Annotated in this window: 20 protein-coding genes; 2 read left to right on the top strand and 18 right to left on the bottom strand. The window is 59.8% G+C overall.

Annotation, left to right across the window (positions count from 1 at the left end; translation table 11 throughout):
- From phnE to FIU85_RS20375, 4 genes are read right to left on the bottom strand one after another with little or no spacing between them, the layout of a single operon-like run.
- Complete coding sequence (phnE, locus tag FIU85_RS20390) at nucleotides 1–759, bottom strand: phosphonate ABC transporter, permease protein PhnE (protein WP_152494672.1); 759 nt, start codon at nucleotides 757–759, stop codon at nucleotides 1–3.
- Nucleotides 759–1,541 carry a phosphonate ABC transporter ATP-binding protein gene (locus tag FIU85_RS20385; protein WP_152498343.1) on the bottom strand — a complete coding sequence of 261 codons (783 nt, stop codon included), beginning with the start codon at nucleotides 1,539–1,541 and terminating at the stop codon, nucleotides 759–761. Before FIU85_RS20385 ends, phnE begins: the two co-directional genes overlap by 1 nt.
- Complete coding sequence (locus FIU85_RS20380) at nucleotides 1,538–2,413, bottom strand: phosphate/phosphite/phosphonate ABC transporter substrate-binding protein (RefSeq protein ID WP_152494670.1); 876 nt, start codon at nucleotides 2,411–2,413, stop codon at nucleotides 1,538–1,540. The genes FIU85_RS20385 and FIU85_RS20380 overlap by 4 nt, the downstream gene beginning before the upstream one ends.
- A complete protein-coding gene (locus FIU85_RS20375) occupies nucleotides 2,413–4,296 on the bottom strand; it encodes a cytochrome c peroxidase (RefSeq protein WP_254703079.1) in 1,884 nt (627 codons plus the stop codon). The genes FIU85_RS20380 and FIU85_RS20375 overlap by 1 nt, the downstream gene beginning before the upstream one ends.
- A 90-nt stretch (nucleotides 4,297–4,386) precedes the next feature.
- Between FIU85_RS20375 and mntR the strand changes: the two genes are divergently transcribed.
- Nucleotides 4,387–4,857, top strand: a complete 471-nt coding sequence (gene mntR, locus FIU85_RS20370; protein WP_057796575.1) for a manganese-binding transcriptional regulator MntR — start codon at nucleotides 4,387–4,389, stop codon at nucleotides 4,855–4,857.
- A 280-nt stretch (nucleotides 4,858–5,137) separates the two neighbouring features.
- Nucleotides 5,138–6,046: a cytochrome c oxidase assembly protein gene (locus FIU85_RS20365; protein ID WP_057796576.1), complete on the top strand. Its 909-nt coding sequence runs from the start codon at nucleotides 5,138–5,140 to the stop codon at nucleotides 6,044–6,046.
- A 3-nt stretch (nucleotides 6,047–6,049) separates the two neighbouring features.
- Here the strand turns inward: FIU85_RS20365 and FIU85_RS20360 are convergent, their stop codons facing one another.
- The 14 genes from FIU85_RS20360 to FIU85_RS20300 form a co-directional block, all read right to left on the bottom strand.
- Nucleotides 6,050–6,676 carry an SCO family protein gene (locus FIU85_RS20360; RefSeq protein WP_082631146.1) on the bottom strand — a complete coding sequence of 209 codons (627 nt, stop codon included), beginning with the start codon at nucleotides 6,674–6,676 and terminating at the stop codon, nucleotides 6,050–6,052.
- Nucleotides 6,677–6,957: 281 nt separating this feature from the next.
- Nucleotides 6,958–7,878, bottom strand: a complete 921-nt coding sequence (locus FIU85_RS20355) for a cytochrome c oxidase assembly protein (protein WP_254701901.1) — start codon at nucleotides 7,876–7,878, stop codon at nucleotides 6,958–6,960.
- A 68-nt stretch (nucleotides 7,879–7,946) separates the two neighbouring features.
- Complete coding sequence (locus FIU85_RS20350) at nucleotides 7,947–9,872, bottom strand: penicillin acylase family protein (RefSeq protein ID WP_057796578.1); 1,926 nt, start codon at nucleotides 9,870–9,872, stop codon at nucleotides 7,947–7,949.
- 24 nt (nucleotides 9,873–9,896) lie between these two features.
- On the bottom strand, nucleotides 9,897–10,064 hold the full coding sequence (locus tag FIU85_RS22145; RefSeq protein ID WP_057796579.1) for a hypothetical protein: 168 nt from the start codon (nucleotides 10,062–10,064) through the stop codon (nucleotides 9,897–9,899).
- On the bottom strand, nucleotides 10,064–11,635 hold the full coding sequence (gene lnt / locus FIU85_RS20345) for an apolipoprotein N-acyltransferase (RefSeq protein WP_152498342.1): 1,572 nt from the start codon (nucleotides 11,633–11,635) through the stop codon (nucleotides 10,064–10,066). The genes FIU85_RS22145 and lnt overlap by 1 nt, the downstream gene beginning before the upstream one ends.
- On the bottom strand, nucleotides 11,632–12,102 hold the full coding sequence (lspA, locus tag FIU85_RS20340) for a signal peptidase II (protein WP_057796581.1): 471 nt from the start codon (nucleotides 12,100–12,102) through the stop codon (nucleotides 11,632–11,634). Before lspA ends, lnt begins: the two co-directional genes overlap by 4 nt.
- Before the next feature lie 4 nt (nucleotides 12,103–12,106).
- Entirely contained in the window at nucleotides 12,107–12,889 is a 783-nt protein-coding gene (locus FIU85_RS20335; RefSeq protein WP_057796582.1) for a ZIP family metal transporter, read from the bottom strand.
- Between the two features lie 22 nt (nucleotides 12,890–12,911).
- The gene (locus FIU85_RS20330) at nucleotides 12,912–13,370 is read right to left on the bottom strand and encodes a DUF411 domain-containing protein (RefSeq protein WP_057796583.1); all 459 of its coding nucleotides are present in this window, start codon (nucleotides 13,368–13,370) and stop codon (nucleotides 12,912–12,914) included.
- Nucleotides 13,371–13,373: 3 nt separating this feature from the next.
- Nucleotides 13,374–14,747 carry a M23 family metallopeptidase gene (locus FIU85_RS20325; protein WP_057796584.1) on the bottom strand — a complete coding sequence of 458 codons (1,374 nt, stop codon included), beginning with the start codon at nucleotides 14,745–14,747 and terminating at the stop codon, nucleotides 13,374–13,376.
- Nucleotides 14,744–15,370, bottom strand: a complete 627-nt coding sequence (locus FIU85_RS20320; RefSeq protein WP_152498341.1) for an SCO family protein — start codon at nucleotides 15,368–15,370, stop codon at nucleotides 14,744–14,746. Before FIU85_RS20320 ends, FIU85_RS20325 begins: the two co-directional genes overlap by 4 nt.
- Complete coding sequence (locus FIU85_RS20315; protein WP_245890550.1) at nucleotides 15,370–15,837, bottom strand: copper chaperone PCu(A)C; 468 nt, start codon at nucleotides 15,835–15,837, stop codon at nucleotides 15,370–15,372. Before FIU85_RS20315 ends, FIU85_RS20320 begins: the two co-directional genes overlap by 1 nt.
- Before the next feature lie 28 nt (nucleotides 15,838–15,865).
- The gene (locus FIU85_RS20310; RefSeq protein ID WP_103764581.1) at nucleotides 15,866–16,525 is read right to left on the bottom strand and encodes a thioredoxin domain-containing protein; all 660 of its coding nucleotides are present in this window, start codon (nucleotides 16,523–16,525) and stop codon (nucleotides 15,866–15,868) included.
- A complete protein-coding gene (locus tag FIU85_RS20305) occupies nucleotides 16,522–16,944 on the bottom strand; it encodes a disulfide bond formation protein B (protein WP_057796587.1) in 423 nt (140 codons plus the stop codon). The genes FIU85_RS20310 and FIU85_RS20305 overlap by 4 nt, the downstream gene beginning before the upstream one ends.
- 4 nt (nucleotides 16,945–16,948) lie before the next feature.
- Complete coding sequence (locus FIU85_RS20300) at nucleotides 16,949–17,518, bottom strand: SCO family protein (RefSeq protein WP_172978951.1); 570 nt, start codon at nucleotides 17,516–17,518, stop codon at nucleotides 16,949–16,951.
- Between the last annotated feature and the right edge of the window lie 473 nt (nucleotides 17,519–17,991).

Genomic DNA, 17,991 nt, shown 5'->3' with positions numbered 1-17,991 from the left:
TCAGGCAAAACGACGGCGCAGCGCGACGTTGATAGCTTCGATGGCGATGACCATGACGAAGACGGCAATCGTGACGCTGGCCGCCTTGTCATACTGGAAAGAGCGCACGTAGGTCTGGATGTAAAAGCCGATCCCGCCCGCGCCGACAATCCCGAGGATCAGCGACTCGCGCAGGTTCAACTCGAACCGGAAAATCGTGTCGCGGGCGACGACCGGCGCCATCTGCGGCCAGATCGCGTATCTGAGCCGCACGAGCGGCCCGGCGCCCGCGCTTTCCAGCGCGGCGATCGGCGCGCGGGACACGCCGTCGATCGCCTCGGCATAGAACTTGGCGAGCATCCCCGTTGCATGAAAGGCGACCGCGATGATGCCGGGCAGCGGCCCGAGCCCGACAGCGCCTACCATGAGCATGGCCACGAGGATCAGCGGAATCGCCCGGATGAAAGCAAGCAGCGTTCGGATCGGCCGGAACACCGCAGGCGATACCATCGTCTCAGACGCGAGAATGCCGAAGGGAACGGACAGGATCACAGCACCGAGGGAGCCGAGGATCGCTATTCTCAGCGTTTCCGCGCTGCCCTTCTTGATCTCGGCCATCACGGTCGGGTCAGGCGGAAACATGCGACCGAGGAAATCGGCAATGCGCGGGCCGGCCGACATGAGACGCGACAACTCGACATCGGTCGTCGCGAAGGACCACAGGATCGCAGCGCCAATCAGACCACTCGTCGCAAAGCCGCCAAACCCGCGGAACGCCATCAGGACACCGCCCTGAGGCCGATTCCGGGGATTGGCTCAACCTCCCGATAGAGCTCCGCTGTCGCATCCTCGTTCAACTCGGAGGTCGGCACATCAAAGGCGATCCGCCCGCCACGAATGCCGATGATGCGCTGCGCGAAATGCCGCGCCAGCTCGGGCTGGTGCGACGAAAACAGCGCCGTCGCGCCGCGCGCTTGCGCCGCCCCGGTCAGCAGCGCCAGGATCTCACCTGCACGCGCGGGGTCGAGGTTGCTCACCGGTTCATCGGCCAGAATAAGCCGTGGTTCCTGCGCCAGACCCCGCGCGATGGCGACGCGCTGCCGCTGCCCGCCGCTGAGGCTGTCGACTCTGCGTTCGGCAAGATCAGAAATGCCGCAATCGGCAAGTGCCGTGCGCGCAATCTCCAGATCGTGCTTGGTCGGTGATCCCATCAGGGCCCGCAGCGGCGACATGCGCCCCAGGCGGCCGTTCAGGACGTTACGCAGAACAGTGGAGCGTTCGACCAACGCGAACTCTTGAAAAACGAAACCGGTATCCGGGCGGCGCGCGCGCATTGGCGGATGATCGGGATCGAGCGGTGCGCCCAAGATCGAAACCTGCCCGCGCCAGCCAAACAGCCTGCCATCAAGCAGTGCCAGCAGGGTCGTCTTGCCCGCCCCGGACGGGCCGAGCAGAGCCACGCTTTCGCCCGTCGGAATCTTAAGCGAAACCCGCTCCAGCGCCGGGACGTCTGCGCCCGTATGGGCAAAACTCAGGTCGTCGATTTGGATAGCAGTGCTCATTCCAACAGCCCGTATCGCCGCGCCATATCGCGCACGCCGTCATAGGCGGCGCCGTCGGCCCTGATATAGCCGTCCGGTCCATAAAGATAGCGCAGCTTGTTGCGGTGCTCCGGCTCGTTGAGCCGCAGCATTGCGTCGACAAAACGGTCCCGCAGAGCGGCATCGAGCCCAGGGCGAGCGATCACCAAATGGCTCGGGATCGGTGCGCTTTCCGCGATCCAGGTTACCTCCGCCTGTTGCTGCGGTGTCAGAAGCAGGTCGGCATACTGGCTGGCGCCCGCGGCATCGACCAGGCCTTCGGCCATTGCCTGCATGGCTTGTTGGTAGCCCCCCGCGAAAAAGACGCGGCCGAAAAATTCCTCCGCTGCGCCGGGACCTTTAACCAGCCCGGCCTCTACGAATTCGGCGAGCGGATAGAGATAGCCCGATTCCGAGATCGGATCGGCAAAGGCGATGTCGCGTCCGCGCAGGTCTGCGAGCGCGCCGATACCGCTGTCGCGCCGCACGAAAATGCGGCCCGTATAATTCGGCGCGTCGCGGTAGACCTCGGACAGGAGCGGCACGGCACCGATCTCGGCCTCGGCCAGAACGAAGGGCAGGGCGCCCATGAAGGAGATATCCGCGTCGCCGTTTCGCAGCGCCTCAACCGCCGCTGCGTGGTCGATGGTAACGAACCCCTCGACCGGGACGCCGATCTCACTGGCCAGCCAGCCGGTGATGGCCTCAATATCGCCAAGCAGCTTCTCCGGGTTCTCCTGCGGGATGAAAGCCAGCCGCAACGCAGTGTCCTGCGCGGCGAGAGGTGTCGCCAACGACACCGCGCCCGCGCCGACCAAGGTCAGTATCGTTCTACGGGTCAGTTGAACTGGCATCAGAATGCCCTCTCTTCGATTGCGGCGGCTTCGGACTTGAACGCGGTCCAGCTTGCTTCGGCGGTCGCCCAGTCATCGGCACGGACGGCGGCGCCGACCGCGGCCAGCCGCTCAGCCAACGCGTAGACCTCGGGCCGCGCAGCAAGGTTCGACATGGTGCTGGCGTCCGCCGAGAGGTCCGCGGCCACGGTGTCAGTCAGCAGCAGGATGTGCTCTGCGTCCCGCCGCGGCAGTAGCGTGTCGAGTGTCGAGGCGAAGGTCGTCAATTCGGCGAATGCCAGCCGGAAAGCGGTATTCTCGGTGTCGAACGCCTCGTAGGGTTCGTCCGCCGCACCCACGGTCTCGAGATAGGCGGTCAGGGACGCGCGGTCTTCCTCGGTCAGCCCGAGCGCTTTCGTTTCGTCGAACCAGTCCACGACAGCGGCCAGCGTCGGCAGAGATCCGTCATGGAAGTAGGGCGCGGTATAGGCCGTGCCGAGCAGCGTGGGCGTGTCCAGCGCACCGGCACGGGCACCTTCATAGGCTGGCGCAACGGAGCCTATGTCGTGGGCCTGCCGGTCGAGGAAGTTCGCATCTGGCACATGGCAGCTGGCGCAGGAGCGATCGCCGAGCCCGGCAAAGGGCTGGTTGAAGATCTCCTCGCCACGCCGGGCGACTTCCGGGGCCGCGTCGGTCAGGCGGCCATCGGTCGTCAGCATGGAATTCGGCAGGAAGTCGAACTCGAGCATGTAGGCGACGAGAGCGTCCAGCATGAAGGGCGTCGGTTCATCCCCGCCGAACTCGTTGACGATCACGTTGCGGGTGAAATCGCGCAGGGAGGCGAAACGGCCATCGCGGCCGTAGGGACCTGTAAAACGCAAGCCGCGCAGGCTCGGAATGTCGAGCGGGTCGTCGCGCCGGTCGTTGAAGATCGGGTTGAAAAAGGCGCCGTCGACGTCGATCGCGCCTGGCTGGTGGCTTGCGCCCGGAACGAAAAGCCGCTGGTTGATGTCCGAGCGGTTGTGACACGTCGAGCAGGTGATCCCGAGATCGCGCGCGGGGCTTCCGAAGATCTGCGCGCTGTCGAACAGCATGTCGCCGAAAGCGACGAGCGGCAGGTCGGTCTCGTCGATGTCCTGCTCCTCAAAATTGAGGACGAGCAGTGGCAACGGGTCCTGATCGAAGATGTCGGAGCCCGGTGGCAGGCTTGGCGGCACCTCGATGGCGCGACCGCTGAGCACGGCGGTTTCCGGCAGGGCGCTTAACGCCCGACGCGGAGCGAAGCTGTCCAAAAGATAGTTTTCCGCAAGATAGCTGGAGATCACTGTGCGCGCCGCTTCCATGGTCTCGCGATCCGCAGATGTTGAGCCTGCGCCAAGTACGCCAGAGAACCCGGTGCTGCTATTGAGCTCCAGCCAAGCCAGGCCGATCCGTCTCGCAGCCTCCGAATCGGCGGCCGCGACGCCGTCCTCGAACGCGCGGTAGAGTTCGCGTGCCGTTCGTACGGCCTGCTGTGCTGTCGCCGATTCTTCGGCCGCGAGAGACCGGTCCAGTTCCTCTTCGATCCTGAGCGCGATGAGCCGCGTCGCCTCGGCAAAAACCGCCTGCCGGTCTTCGCGCATCATGGCGTCCATGAGAGCGTCAGGCTCGATTTTGCTTTCGCGGTCCAGCCACGCCAGCGCTCCGACAGAGAATTCCGAACCCCGGTAGGGTTCCGTCCAGGCGGTCCTGATGTCGTCCCAGGGCAGAGGCGCGAGGTTTCCAAGAAAGAGCGTCAGCCGATAGGCCGCTGCGTCGGGAAGCCAGGGCGCCTCCTTGGCCGGCGTCGCCGCGACAGGTCCGGACAGGAGGAGCGCACTTGCGAGTGTGGCGAGCAGCACTCTCATAATATTTAGCATCACCACGGTCTCCAAGGCAAAAGTTAGACATGGCTAAGTTTTCTACCCGAAGCAAACAAGTTGTCAATCCCGCTGTTTCGCCGCACAGTCCCAAGTATGACAAAGTTGCAATCACAAGAACGTGAAACGTTCGAAATTGTAGAAAGGGCTCCCGAATCACAGGCTGAGGGTTTCGCGACCGTGCGTCAGGCGCATGAGAGTGAAATGGCAGAAGATTACGTTGAACTGATTGCGGAACTGATCGAGTCGCGCGGTGAGGCAAGGCCGGTGGAAATTGCCGAACGGTTTGGAGTAAAGCCGCCGACCGTGACCAAGAACATATCGCGGCTCAAGGCTGCTGGCCTGGTGCGGCGGGAACCTTATCGCGCGATATTCCTCACCGATGCCGGGCAGGAGTTGGCCGAAGCCTGCCGTCGACGCCACAGGATCGTAGTCGCGTTTCTCCTGAGCCTCGGGATCGACGAGGAGACCGCGGAACGCGATGCGGAGGGTATTGAACACCACGTCAGCGAGACAACGCTGAAAGCATTCGAACAAGCGCTCGTGCCTTCCCAGAGTGATACTTAACGCCTCAATAGGTTCTGCGCGAAAATGAAACAACAACCTCAAAAATATTACACCAAAGATCGAGTTACGATCGCTGCAAGCGAAAACTTACGACCAACAACTCATATTACAGTGATCTGCAACTGGGACGGTGCGATAGCGACAGAGCTATGCGGAGGCTTGGCCGGCGGCTGATCATTGGCCGATCATCACCTCAGGCTCTGACAGGGCGGGCACACAAATTGCCACATACTTGTGTCTTGCGTTGCGTCTTCCAATCGATCAAAAGACCATCGCGACCATGACCATTCAGAAACTCGAAGCCAATGCCTTGCCAAGCGACACTTTGGCCTATGGCAGTATCGTTCTGCTTGGCGCGGCTCTCTGGGCGCTAACCACCTACTTTCCGGCGCAGATGCCGGCGATCCTGCCCTATCAATTCTCGTGGCTGATCTATCTCGCGGTGACGCTGTCGGGGCTCTGGTTCGCGCGCGGGCTCCGGCGGACCGCGCCGGGAGACCGCGTGAGCCGATTGCGGCAGGCGGCTTTCTGGACGGGGTTGGTGTTGTTGTGGGGCGTTACGCAGACCGGGTTCGAATATCTCGCACAGCGCATGTTCTTCACTAATCGGTTGCAGCACGTCGCCATGCATCATGTAGGCCCGGTCCTGCTGGCGCTCAGCGCGGGTGGCCCGGTGCTGCTGGCGGGAGCGCCGGAATGGTTGCGCGCGCTCTGTGCCAGCCGCTTGGTGATTGTTATCTATCGCACGATCCAGCAGCCCGTCATAGCGGTGATACTCTTCGTCGGACTGTTCTGGTTCTGGCTGATCCCGCCGGTGCATTTCGCCGCCATGCTTGACCCGGTGCTCTACCAGGTGATGAACTGGTCGATGGCGGTGGACGGCATCTTGTTCTGGGCGCTGGTACTGGACACTCGGCCCGCGCCGCCCGCGTGGTTGCGTTTCGGCTGGCGCGCTGCGCTGGCCGTGGGCGTCATGTTTCCGCAGATCATTCTAGGCGCGCTCATCTCCTTCGCCACGGTGGACTTGTTTCCCTATTACGCATTCTGCGGGCGGTATTTCCCTTCGATCTCTGCGGTAACGGATCAGCAGATCGGCGGCATCGTCATCTGGATTCCTCCCGCGATGATGAGCGTTCTGGGCCTCTTGGTGGTGGTGCGAAATATGCGCGCCGCCAACGCAGACCTTTAGCCTTCAGGCGCTCATCACGCGGCGGATGTCGCCGGTGGCCCCAGCGATGTCGGCCTGTAGCGTATCGAAACCGGGCCATATGACGCGCGCGTCGCCTTGCGCATCGAAAACATAGACAGACTTGCCGTGCGATACATCATAGGTCAAGTCGTCCGGCTGATGTGGTTCGATCTTGTAGGTGACTTTGAGGCGCCGGGCAAGACGGGCCAGTTGGTTGGGCGTGCCGATCAGCCCGTCAACGCACGGCGTGAAGGCGGCGGCGTATTCCGTCATCACCTCGGGCGTATCGCGCTCGGGGTCCACTGTAACGAAGAGTATCGACAGTTTCGCGGCGTCCTCGCCCAGCTGATCGACCACAGCGGACAGGTTGGAGAGTGTCATCGGGCAGATATCGGGGCAGAAGCTAAAGCCAAAGAACAGCGCGACGACCTGTCCTTCGTAATCGGCCTGTGTCACGCGCGTCCCGTCCTGAGCCCGGGTCATGGTGAAAGACAGGTCGGGTAAAAGCCCGCTTACATCCTCGCCATACCATCCAGCCTCGTTACAGGCGGCCAGCGGCACGACCAGTCCTGCGGACCCCATGCGCCGGAGCAGCGCTCGGCGGGTCATCGTCGCGTCAGTACGGGCCATATTTTACCAATATCGCCACGCCAAAGGCCGTTGCGAAAAAGAGACCGGCAACGCACAGCAAAATCCAGAGCACCATTCGATTGCTCGATCTGGTCGTTCGCTTGACATCGCTCGCCGTAGGGTCCGACGTCTCGGTTGCTTCGGTCCCCTCATCCATACCGGTTTGCTATATCATTTCGGCGCGTATCACAACGTGCCAAGCCGCAAGCGGGATGCGACAAGGTGCCTCGTGAACAGTTCTCGTCATGCCTGCGCATTGCGTGCTGGCGGGATGGCAACGATCACAGTGCATACACAATCGTCACCACCGTTATCATGACGATCAAGAACATGACCAACGCGCCTAGGGCGAGCGTCCGGCCCATGTCACGATTTGGCTTTGCAACCTTCAGACGCAACTCTTCGGCCGTTTCCGGAAATTCGAGCGCGGCGGAGTTCGAGGCGCGCGTCAGTTCGTATCGCGCATCCCAGCGACGCACTTCCGCAGCGTTCCAGCCGTTCATGACCAGAATGATCGCGGCGATCATCACCATCGAGGATGGGACCCAGATCACGTAGCCACCAATCGTTTCATCGGATAAAGTTGCAGATAAGCCGGTGCCTGTCGTTTGGTAGGAGGCATAAAGGGCCACCTCCTTAAGTGTCGTGAGGGAACCCAGAAAAATGTTTGAAACAATCACCACAAAACCGGAGATCAGCCTCGCTCCGCGTCGCGCACCGGCAGGGGGATCCCTCCAGTCGAAAAGCATGCCGAAATACCAGATCCCTGCCAGCACCATCGCCAGATGTGCGAGCAGCTCGACCGCCGCGATGCGCTGCGCAAGTCCGTAAAGGACCGGTATCTGCCAGACGAAGAGCGAAGCGATGAGCAAGGCAGTGGCGGTTGCCGGATGCGCCATGAACCGCACGAACCAGGCGTTCGCCAGCGCGCCGAGGTATCGACGCCACCGACTTTCCAAACCGGCTTGCAGGATGCGCCACGGCTGCGAAACAGCGATGAGCAGTGGTCCTGCAAGGCGAAGGAGAAGATGTTCCACCTGGTGCACCGAAAAGAGGCTGTGCCCCAATGAAGCCAGAGACGCATTCGTGGCCACGAAAATGCAGGTCAAGCCAGCGAAGAACATAGCCTGCCGCCAAAGAGAAACCGTCCCGCGAATACGAGCGGATCGCGCGAGGCCGCGCATGTAGTACCATGCGGCCAAGCTGACGGAAACAAGGGACACTGGCGAAATCGCATATCCAAACGGGTCGAAAAGGAGGAAATATGTGATTATCGGCTCCTCCCTTGTTTTACTGCCCGGCTGTAGGCGGATAAGGGTGAAAGTCGCGAAGTTCCTACTGCGCCACCCCGGGCCAAAGATAGATCGGTTGACATCACGAGGTATTTGCTCTGCATCCACCTAGGAAACAGGTTGTCGTAGAAACGTGACAGCGGATGGCCGGACTGACCGGCAGGCGTGATGAAATAGGAGAGGCTTTCATCCGAAAACGACATGACTGCCTGAAAATTAGTGCCGACGCTGGAGGCGACCGGGCGGTCATTGTCAGAAGCGATCAGTGTATAAGGGTCACCCGAGTATGGCGCTTCGAGAGACAACAAATCGCTGATAATCCCGTTCGACTGGATTGGCGACCACTGCATATTCAGTGTGTGTTCCGCGCCCCAGAACCAGACTGAAGGATCGCTTCCGTACCGGTCAACAAGCTTGGCAATGGCATCATCCAGAGCTGCACGAGCCTGATCCTGGCAGGTCTCAATGCGGGCGGACGGGCGGATGTCGCACCAGATTGCGCTCCCTCTTCGATCTGAAAGGACCGCGGATAGGAAATCAGGATTCGGTCTGGTCCAGACCGCAGTTGCAGATGGAAACTCATCTTGAAGTATGCGTCTTTGCAAAGCACGTACCCATGTCCAGAACACGAGCGGTTCCAGTGAGTAGCGACCCATCTCGCCATTCCATTGAGAAAGCTCGTCCAAAACTTCTTCGCGAAGCTTTCCGACTTTGTTCTCCTTGATGTCGCTTGCGGAACTCACGAACCAGAGCTCTTTTGCCATCAGCGGAAGAAGGGTACGCGCGACAGCGCTGACCGTGTCGCGTTGAACCGCAATCGCGCTCTCGACAGTGAATACGGGCCGGCGATCATCGAGAACTGCAAGTCTGGCGTCTTGAAATGATCCAGGACGCTTGACCTCGCTTTCAGGCCAAACCGCCAGAGTTGTCCGGTCGACCGCTAGGACCTCCAATCCATCTGGCACCTTGTTCATGGTTGCGTTCAGAGCATAGTTCACACCGGCGGACTTGGCCAGACGGTCGAGCATCATCAAGAAATCACTTGTCTGCGCAGCTTTGGAAACTTCTGGTTCTTCTATTTCATTTGGCGAAAAAGATCTGAACGCCCAGGCGACGCGCTCGTTGTGACCAACGACAATGAAAGGCACGCCTGGCATCGTAGCGCCAATCGCGACCCCTTCCGGCGTTTGAAGGTCTGCCAAGTACCATTCGGACGGCAGTGACAAAGGACCACTGATATCCGCCGCAAGCATCGGTGCTCCGGTAGTAGTCCGATCTTCGGGCAACGCCCACGCAGTCAGTTTGACCCTTGGAGAAGCGGCAAACAACTCGGGTGTCGCGGGTCGATCTGACGGAATCTGGTTATCTGGGAATCCAGACAGTTCGTTCTGAAGTTTATCGGGGCGAAGATCGTTCAGAAATGCGTTTGCGACATTGATGCTATCAACGGGCCTCCACGCCGCGATCGTTCTCTCATCCGCGATCAACAGTTCAGGTGCGCCTCTGCCGCGCCCGCCTTCGGACACCAGCCCAAGCCAGGCGTTGACACCTGCGGCATATGCTTCGAGTGCATCCGATGTCGACGGTTCAAGTTCAGCTATCTGCTCAAGTGGCAATAAACCTTGCGCTGTCCGCCTTGCCCTCAATAATTGCCCCAGCCGGTCTTGCGCGTGAACGAAACCGAGCGCGAAATAGCTGTCTGCAGCGGAGCCGGCGGAAATGTGTGGTATAGCTGAAGCATCTCTCAGGACGTTAACCGGGCCTTCTATACCCGCAACGCTAAAGTTCTCTTCATAGTCAGGAACGGAGGCATTGAGCAGAAAGTAGCCAGCACCCCAAACGAACAAGCCTGATGCAAAAATCGACAGGAACAAATATAGTGAAATGAGGATCAGCCGTCTCAATTCGTCGCCCGTACAAAACTAGTTTCAGGATATGATGCGCAAGAAGATCAACGAGGCGAAATAGGCGAGCAAGCCGAAGACAATGCCGGAGCTTGTCGCATATTGAAGCATATCCAGGCGGTCCCCTTTCCGTCGCCGCGCCAGATAGCCACCCCAAATCGTACCTCCGACAAATCCCGCGAGCACCAGCATCACAATTCCTCCGATCTTGTATTTTCGCGATTGAAACGTTGACATATGAATCCGACGGCAAAGGCTATGCCCCAGGCCGCACAGATGAGCGCTAGCGACGTCCAATCACCGAAACGTGCGTAAGGCGTGGGCGCATGCGCTGCCGGAAGCCTGGCATCTATGACACCAGTTTGCCCGATGTCGAGACGGGCGACGATCTCTCCGCTGGCATCGATAATCGCGGATATCCCAGTGTTGGCCGCGCGGACCACGGGAAGCCCTTCCTCGACCGCGCGCATGCGCGCGGAAGCGAGGTGTTGCTCAGGTCCAATGCTGGTTCCGAACCATGCATCATTTGTACCGTTGAATATCCAGTCAGGACGGAGAAGCTCATCGACCACCTGGCCCGGAAAAATGATCTCGTAACAGATCGCCACCCCGACCAGAGGTGCCCCAGGGATCGCCAGTGTGTGTGGCCCTGGTCCTGGCGTAAAATCGCCTAACCCTTCTGTCAGCCGCTCAAAGGGCAGCAAGCCTTTCAGGGGCACATATTCCCCGAACGGAACGAGATGATGTTTTGCATATCCCGCCAGAATCTCACCGTTGCCGTCATAGGCTTGTACAGTGTTGAAATATCTGGTTGCCCCATCTCCCTCTACGCGGTCCGGCGCACCTGTCAAAAGGACCCTGCCGTCTGGCAAAGCCGCAGATATTTGCGTGCGCGCAATGGCGTCCTCGTCCAGAAAACCGGGGAAAGCCGTTTCCGGCCAAAGCAGCAGATCGAAACGGCCGGGTCGCACAGACAATCTCAGGTATTTTTCCAAGGTTCGCTTGCGGCTGCCCGGTGCCCACTTCTCGACTTGCGGCACATTGCCTTGAACAATGCGCAATGTAATGTCTGTCGGCGGAACGTCTTGACTTGACCAAAGTGTACCGCCACCCCAGAGACCCGTCATCGCAACGGAAAAGAGCGCGAAAACGGACAGACGTCTCTTTGGCGCTACCGCAATCAAAACACTTGGCAAGGTGCCGATGAAGACCGTGAGAAAGCTCATGCCGTAGCTTCCAACCCAGGCCGCTGGCTGTCGCAGCGCGGCGTGATCGACCAAAGCATATGCAGCAAGGTTCCACGGAAATCCTGTCAGAACATGACCCCGCAGCCATTCCGTGGCCATCCAGCAGGTCGCAAGCAAAAGGCCCGCCTTAATACCATGGAGAACTCGATGCTGCATTATGGCGGCAAAAAGCATAGCTGCGCTGGCCGGGAAAATCGCTAGCCCGGCGGACAGTCCCACTACTGCTGGGATCGCCAGTGCGCCGAAACGTTCGGCATCGACGTAAAAGCTCTCGGCGATCCAGGAAATTCCAATCCCGAATTGGCCCAGTCCGAAAGCCCAACCGACAAGGAAAGCGCGCGAGGTTGAGATGTTCCGGAGAACAATAAAGAGCACGGAGAAGGAGACAGGGACCGCGATGAGCCAAGAAAACGGCGGAAGGGTCAAAACCGTCAATCCGCCGGCAACAAGGGCAAGACCTATGCGCGGGAAGAGGTTTGGGTCCTCACTAACGAACTGCGGCAAACCTGGCTTCATGAATCGGTCTGAAGTCGAGCGCCAACCCACGGCGCACTGAGCAGCACCACGCCGCCAACCACAAAAATATCGGCCATGTTGAAGGCAGGCCAATGCGCCGTCCCGATGTAGAAATCGAAGAAATCCGTCACTGCACGAAAGCGCAGGCGGTCCAGAATATTGCCAAGAGCACCGCCGATGATCGCACCATAGGCAATGGCCTCGACCCGGCTGCTGGAACGGATCAGCATGGCCGCCAACCAGACGCAGATGCCAAGCGCCAATACGACAAGGCTCCACCATGGCGCACCGCCGAGAAGCCCGAAGGTCACCCCGTCATTGCGCAGGTAGATGAGATTGAAGCCGGGAAAGACCGATACACCGGAACTAAGTACAGTCGCATTGGAAACAACGATTGCCTTCGTTGCCTGATCGACAAGAAAGGCGATTAGAGCAGCAAGCAGACCGACGAAGAGGCAAGTTCTCATACGCTTATCCCAGCCAGACGTCGAGGAACAACATGATCACAAGACCAACCGCGAGGCCGAGCGTCGCCCTGTTCTGATGGCCGGACCGGTGGGTTTCCGGAATGATCTCGTGGCTGATGACGTAGAGCATCGCACCTGCTGCGAAGGCGAGACCCCAAGGCAGCAGCGGTTGCGAAAGACTGATAATGCCCGCGCCGAGAAGCCCACCGAAAGGCTCGACGAGACCGGTCAGAGCGGCGATGCCCCAGGCGCGAAACCTGGAATAGCCCTCGCCGAGCAACGAAACCGCCACCGCCAGACCTTCGGGGGCATTCTGTAATCCAATACCGATAGCAAGTGGCAACCCGCCCGACAAACCGTCAGCCCCGAACCCGACGCCGACGGCAAGCCCTTCGGGAAAATTGTGGATCGTGATCGCGATGATGAAAAGCCAGACGCGGCGCAGCGATGCGGCGTCTGGGCCTTCCCGCCCCGACTTGAAATGCTCATGCGGTAGCCGTTCGTTCATCAGAGCAACGGCGCCCATGCCAAGCAGAATCGCAACGCAAACGATGGCCGCCGGGAGAGCACCGTTGTCGAACTGTCCTTCGGCTGCGTCGAGAGCTGGAATGATCAGCGAAAAAAACGAAGCAGCGAGCATGACACCCGCTGCGAAGCCAAGCAGCAGATCGCGCGTAGCCCGGGACGGGATGCGCCCAAAAAGAACTGGGACCGCCCCGACCGCAGTCAGCGATCCGGCGGCCAGGCTTCCAAGAAAGCCAAGGGTAATTGGAGAGAAGGGTTCCAAGCGCTGAAGTCTCGGCGATACGTCAGTCAGCGGCCGAATAGCTGCTAAAGATCTCGGTCGATCCATCGCCGCGGATCAGGAAGACGTCATAAGCCTCACGATCGTCTTCCGGTCCCATGCCCGGCGAGCCATAGGGCATTCCCGGCAACGCCAGCCCCACTGCATCAGGACGCTCATCCAGAAAACGCTGAATGTCTGATGCCGGCACATGACCTTCGATCACGTAGGCGTCGACCAAAGCCGTATGGCAGGACACCATGCGCTGAGGCACGCCATTGTCGAGTTTGAAGCGCACAAGAGATCCGCCGAACATGTCCTCGCCTGTCGGCGCGAATCCGCTTTCCTCCAGATGCTTCATCCAGGAGTGACAACAGCCGCAGCCGTTTGTCTTTCGGACGTCAATCTGGATCGCAACGGCGACAGCTTGCCCCGCGGGAAACAAGGCCAGCGTGACTGCAAGGGCGGGAGCCAATCGTTTCATGGATCAAAGCCTTTCGGTTGTCGTTTCGGCAAATTCGCTGGCGAGCCTCTCAGCCAGAAGTGAACGCGCCTCACTCAGTCGCTCAAGCGCGGCCGTGTCGTCCGCTTCACGCTCGGCCGCCTCTGCTAGTCGGTCGTCAGAGAGAGGATCGGTCGGGCGACCGTCGACCAGAACCTCATAATGCAGATTTGGGCCGGTTGCGGTGCCAGTTGCACCGACGCGGCCGATCAAATCTCCGGCCATCACTCGCTGCCCTTGTTCGAGTGTGTCCGGCACCTCGCTGAGATGTGCGTATCGTGTCAAGGTGTCGGATCCATGCGCTATCTCCACCACCCGGCCATATCCACCACGACGTCCGATAAAGCTCACGCGTCCGGGCGCCGTTGCTTTTACCGGCGTACCGCTTGCCGCGGCAAAGTCGACGCCGGTGTGCATGCGCACATTCCCATAGACTGGGTGTGTGCGACGGCCAAAGACGGAACTCAGCCGCGCTCCTTCCACCGGTTGCGCAAACACGCGCAGCACTTCTCCGTCGACATAGATCGTCGCTTGACCGCTGCCGTCGTCCGGCCAGACGATCTCGTAGACCGATCCACCAAGATCCAGCTCAGCGAAGGCAAGCTCAGGCTGACCAATCCTCTTGTTCCCGTCTCGGGCCTCGCGCCAAAGGAGGCGCATCGTCTCGCCACCCGCGAGATCACGACGGAAATCCACGGTGCCGCCCAGCATCTGCGCCAGGTCCACCGCAAAACGGGCGGGGATGTCTGCCGTGTCCAGGGCAGCGAAAATCGAGCTCTCGATCACCGCCTTGCCGGCGAAAGTCACCAATTCGGGGTCCGGCTCCAACACGCGAGCGGCAAGCAGTTCGCCGAAGACCGCCTCTATCCGGACACCGTCTTCGACGGCGAGTTCTACACGACGCGGGTTGTCGTCCGTTGTGGAAACCACGGTAACGATGTGACCCGGACGCAGACGGCGCAAATCGTATTCCGCGCCAATCGCCAAGGCGATTTCGGCGCGATCCGAAGCATCCAGCCCCGCATCGGAGAGGACCGCATCAAGCGTCTCGCCCGACGCAATCTCGCGCGACCAGGTGACCAGCGAGGGCTCGATAGATGGCAAGGAGGTATCTGTGGGGGAAACGGTCAGGAGGGGCACGGGTCTGAACTCGAATGCGATATCCGCCTGGGCGAGTGTAGGGCGGACCGAATTGATTTCGGCAATCCGGGGCGGCGTGAGCGGATCGGGAGTCCAGAGGGTCGCTTCAGCAATCGAAGGGGGCACCGGTTCTTTGGACAGAACGCCAGAGATGGCGATGCCGGCAACCGAAATCGCGCCTGCGACCGCCACGGCCGCCAAGACAGTTCCTATCTTCATTTTGCCCCCTCTACGTTTTCTGCCAGTGCGCGCCGGATCTTTGGCACCGCGAATTCTCTTGGTTCGTGATAGTCGATCATCGTGACGAGCTCACCCTCGGCATCGAACAGGAATACGCTTGCCGTATGGTTCATCGTATAGCCGCCGCCCTCAGTCGGGACGCGCTCAAATGAGGCACGAAACCCTTCTGTGACGCGGGCAATCTGGTCTTCCGGCCCCGTCCAGCCACGAATGACCGGATGAAAATAGCCGACATATTCGGCCATGGCCTCAACCGTGTCCCGCTCCGGATCGACCGTGATGAAGACAACGTTCATCTCTGATGCTTCGTCGCCCAGTTCCTCAAGCCAGCCGGAAATATCCGATAGGGTCGTCGGGCAGATGTCCGGGCAGTAGGTGAACCCGAAGAATACCATTGTCGGACGACCGATCAGGGTGCCAGGCCCTACCTCATTTCCCTCGTGGTCGGTCAGCCGAAACTCCATCGCCGATAGGGGCAGGGGCCGCTGCCCTTTTGGTTCAGGCGCACCAAGCCCGTCCACCCGCCACCAGCCCACGAAGAGCGTCATGCCAAGGACGCCGGCACCGGCTGCGCCGTATAGAAGGAGCTGCCGACGTTGCATCAGCCCTCTGGTCCACGCGCGGCGATCCCGAGGATTGGGACCTCGACCGTCACCTTGCCGCCATCCGAGAAGGTCAGTGTCAGCGGGAAAGTCTCGCCTTCGGCCATCGGCTCTTGCAGCTTCATGAGCATGGCGTGCAGCCCGCCCGGCTCCAATGCCACGCTTTGGCCGGGCTCAATCGTGATCTCGCCTGCAGGCGCCATGGAACTGAGGCCAGCGGAGTCGGTTTTCGTCTCATGGATCTGGGGCATCATTGCCAGCGGTGTCGCAATTTTGGTCAGGGTAACGACGTCGTCACCCCTGTTGCGCACGGTCATGTAGGCAGCCCCCGGACGGCTCGTGCCGATCGAGGCGCGGGACCACGCGCTCTCGACGACGACATCCTCCGAGCCGGCAAATCCCGGGGCCGACAGGCCCGTGAGCAGCAAGAGAAAGGCCAATCCCTTGATGTGTGGAAGTTTTTTCACGACAATTTCTCCTGCATCTGACCGCGTATCAACTTTGGCTGGCCGCAACTTCCGTCGCCACCAGCCGCCGTAGTTCCGCCTCACCGAACGGGTCTAGCGGTTTGGCATTTACGTAAAACGTGGGCGTTTGTCGCACGCGAAACGTTTTGACATCGGCACGGTCTTGGTTCAGCACCGCTACAACATCGGGGGCCAGCATCTGCGTCTGGGCAGCTTCGACATCCAGACCTCCGCTTGCGGCAATCTCAAGGAGCAAACCCGGCTCCGGCGCACCATGGGACGCCCATCGGGGCTGCTCTTGCAAGACCGCTTCGAGCACCGGTTCGAACACGTCCTGCATCCGCGCAGCTTCAAGAACACGGATCGCTTCCACCGAAGCGTCCCCGTGAAAGGCAGTGTATCTAATTACGACACGTACCGCATTACCGTGCCCAGCCATGATATCCTTGACCACGGGATAGAATGCGCGGCACGCCTCGCAAGCTGGATCGAAAAACTCGACAATCGTGACAGGCGCCGTCTCGGGGCCGAGGATCGGGGAATAGGGCCGGATCAGCCCATCGGCCAATTGCGGGTCGACGGGGGCGGCCTCGGCAATCGCCTCGGGGCGGGTTGCGTACCATGCGGCACCGCCGAAACCGGCGGCACCGAGAGCGAGAACGGACAGGATGAGGCCGCGTCGTTTCATTTTTGTGTTTCCTTCAGTGAGACAGCCGACAGCAGACCGATCATCGCGAAGGCGACGAGCGCCATCAGTGGGATAGGAATGCCGAAGAACAATTGATTGTCGTCGGTACAGGATGGGCCGCTCGCAGTGCAGGGCTGGATGCGTTCGGGAATCAGCCCGAAATAGAGGCCGAGGTGCCAAAGTGCTATGGCGGCGCCACCGATAGCCAGCGCGATCGCGTAGCGACCGACGCGCCGGTCCTGCCACCACAGCCCAAGCCCGAGAATTATGGCCAAGGGGAACATGAAAGTGCGTTGAACCCAGCAGAGTAAGCAAGGAGTCTGCCCCAGCACCTCCCCGATGAAGAGTACGGCGAGAGATGCGTTTAGCGCGATGAACCAAGCCAGGCCGAGAGCAGTCTCTCCGGAAAGTCGGGTCATAAAATCAGAGCCTCTCTCTTAGGTCGGCGAGGATATCTTGAGCGGGGGTGCCATAGGGCCAAGATTTTGCGAAGCCTGCTTGCGTGTCGAAAAGGAAAAGATGTGATGTATGCCCCATTGTATAGCCGTCTGGTGCTGCAGCTTCCTCGATCCGCTCGTAGAAGATTGGAAAGGTTTCGGATGTCTCATCGATCTGTTCCGGTGTGCCTGTGAGCCCGATGATGCCCGCGTCGAACTTTGGCACATACTGCGCCAGTGCGGTCGGGTTGTCTCGTTGGGGATCTATCGTGATGAAGATTGGTTGGACTTTTGACGCGTCATCTCCCAAACCCTCCATCACCGCTGCGACCTCTGAGAGCGTCGTTGGACAGATGTCAGGACAATTTGTGAAGCCGAAGAAAACCAGCATCCACTGGCCTTCGAAGTCCTCTTCTGTAAAAACCATTCCATTGTGCCCTGTTAGTTCGAACTCCGCAAAAAACGGCGGTTCACTTACATCTCGCCAGCTGGCGGCACGGTAGTCAGCCGATAACAAAAACCCGATAAAGGCGAACGATGCCGCACCCGCCAGCATCCACAATATCTTCTGAAGACCTGAAAGCACCACGCAGCTTTGCACAATTTCTGCTCCGATTTTTTCTTTCTCGTACATCCTGCAGCAGCTGTAGGTTCAAGCTCTTTTATCCTTCTGAGACGGGACGTCACGCGACTGTGAATGGGAAGTTGCCATCCGTTTTGAATGACTGCCCAGATTGTCATTTGTCGTATTGGTTAGGTTCGCGATCGACGTCACGCTGGTGACGATCTGCAAGCATCCACGGTGCCAAGGTCCGTGCAAAGCGTTTTAAATATTAAAAGATAGCAATCAGCGGATCTGAGAGCCAAAGCAAAAATTAAAACGTTTGAACCTACAGCTGCTTCAGGAACTACGATGAAGTCGAATCAACACAGTGGCTCCAATCGCGACTTGGACACAGAAAGTTTCCGGTTGGGTCGATGTCAATAATTCGCGAAACCGTTCTCGACTGGCCGAAGTAGATCGAAATG

Source organism: Roseovarius sp. THAF8 (genome assembly GCF_009363735.1).
Taxonomy (GTDB): Bacteria; Pseudomonadota; Alphaproteobacteria; order Rhodobacterales; family Rhodobacteraceae; genus Roseovarius.
This window is presented reverse-complemented; position numbering and strand designations above follow the sequence as displayed.

Bases quoted from the DNA above. Each gene is read 5' to 3' on its own strand.
- FIU85_RS20310 (WP_103764581.1), bottom strand. From the start codon at position 16,525: ATGAAACGACGCGGCCTCATCCTGTCCGTTCTCGCTCTCGGTGCCGCC.
- FIU85_RS20320 (WP_152498341.1), bottom strand. From the start codon at position 15,370: ATGCAACGTCGGCAGCTCCTTCTATACGGCGCAGCCGGTGCCGGCGTC.
- FIU85_RS20365 (WP_057796576.1), top strand. From the start codon at position 5,138: ATGACCATTCAGAAACTCGAAGCCAATGCCTTGCCAAGCGACACTTTG.
- FIU85_RS22145 (WP_057796579.1), bottom strand. From the start codon at position 10,064: ATGCTGGTGCTCGCGGGATTTGTCGGAGGTACGATTTGGGGTGGCTAT.
- mntR (WP_057796575.1), top strand. From the start codon at position 4,387: ATGACAAAGTTGCAATCACAAGAACGTGAAACGTTCGAAATTGTAGAA.
- lspA (WP_057796581.1), bottom strand. From the start codon at position 12,102: ATGAGAACTTGCCTCTTCGTCGGTCTGCTTGCTGCTCTAATCGCCTTT.
- FIU85_RS20325 (WP_057796584.1), bottom strand. From the start codon at position 14,747: ATGAAGATAGGAACTGTCTTGGCGGCCGTGGCGGTCGCAGGCGCGATT.
- FIU85_RS20380 (WP_152494670.1), bottom strand. From the start codon at position 2,413: ATGCCAGTTCAACTGACCCGTAGAACGATACTGACCTTGGTCGGCGCG.
- FIU85_RS20300 (WP_172978951.1), bottom strand. From the start codon at position 17,518: ATGCTGGCGGGTGCGGCATCGTTCGCCTTTATCGGGTTTTTGTTATCG.
- FIU85_RS20305 (WP_057796587.1), bottom strand. From the start codon at position 16,944: ATGACCCGACTTTCCGGAGAGACTGCTCTCGGCCTGGCTTGGTTCATC.
- FIU85_RS20360 (WP_082631146.1), bottom strand. From the start codon at position 6,676: ATGGCCCGTACTGACGCGACGATGACCCGCCGAGCGCTGCTCCGGCGC.
- FIU85_RS20385 (WP_152498343.1), bottom strand. From the start codon at position 1,541: ATGAGCACTGCTATCCAAATCGACGACCTGAGTTTTGCCCATACGGGC.
- FIU85_RS20330 (WP_057796583.1), bottom strand. From the start codon at position 13,370: ATGAAACGATTGGCTCCCGCCCTTGCAGTCACGCTGGCCTTGTTTCCC.
- phnE (WP_152494672.1), bottom strand. From the start codon at position 759: ATGGCGTTCCGCGGGTTTGGCGGCTTTGCGACGAGTGGTCTGATTGGC.
- lnt (WP_152498342.1), bottom strand. From the start codon at position 11,635: ATGAAGCCAGGTTTGCCGCAGTTCGTTAGTGAGGACCCAAACCTCTTC.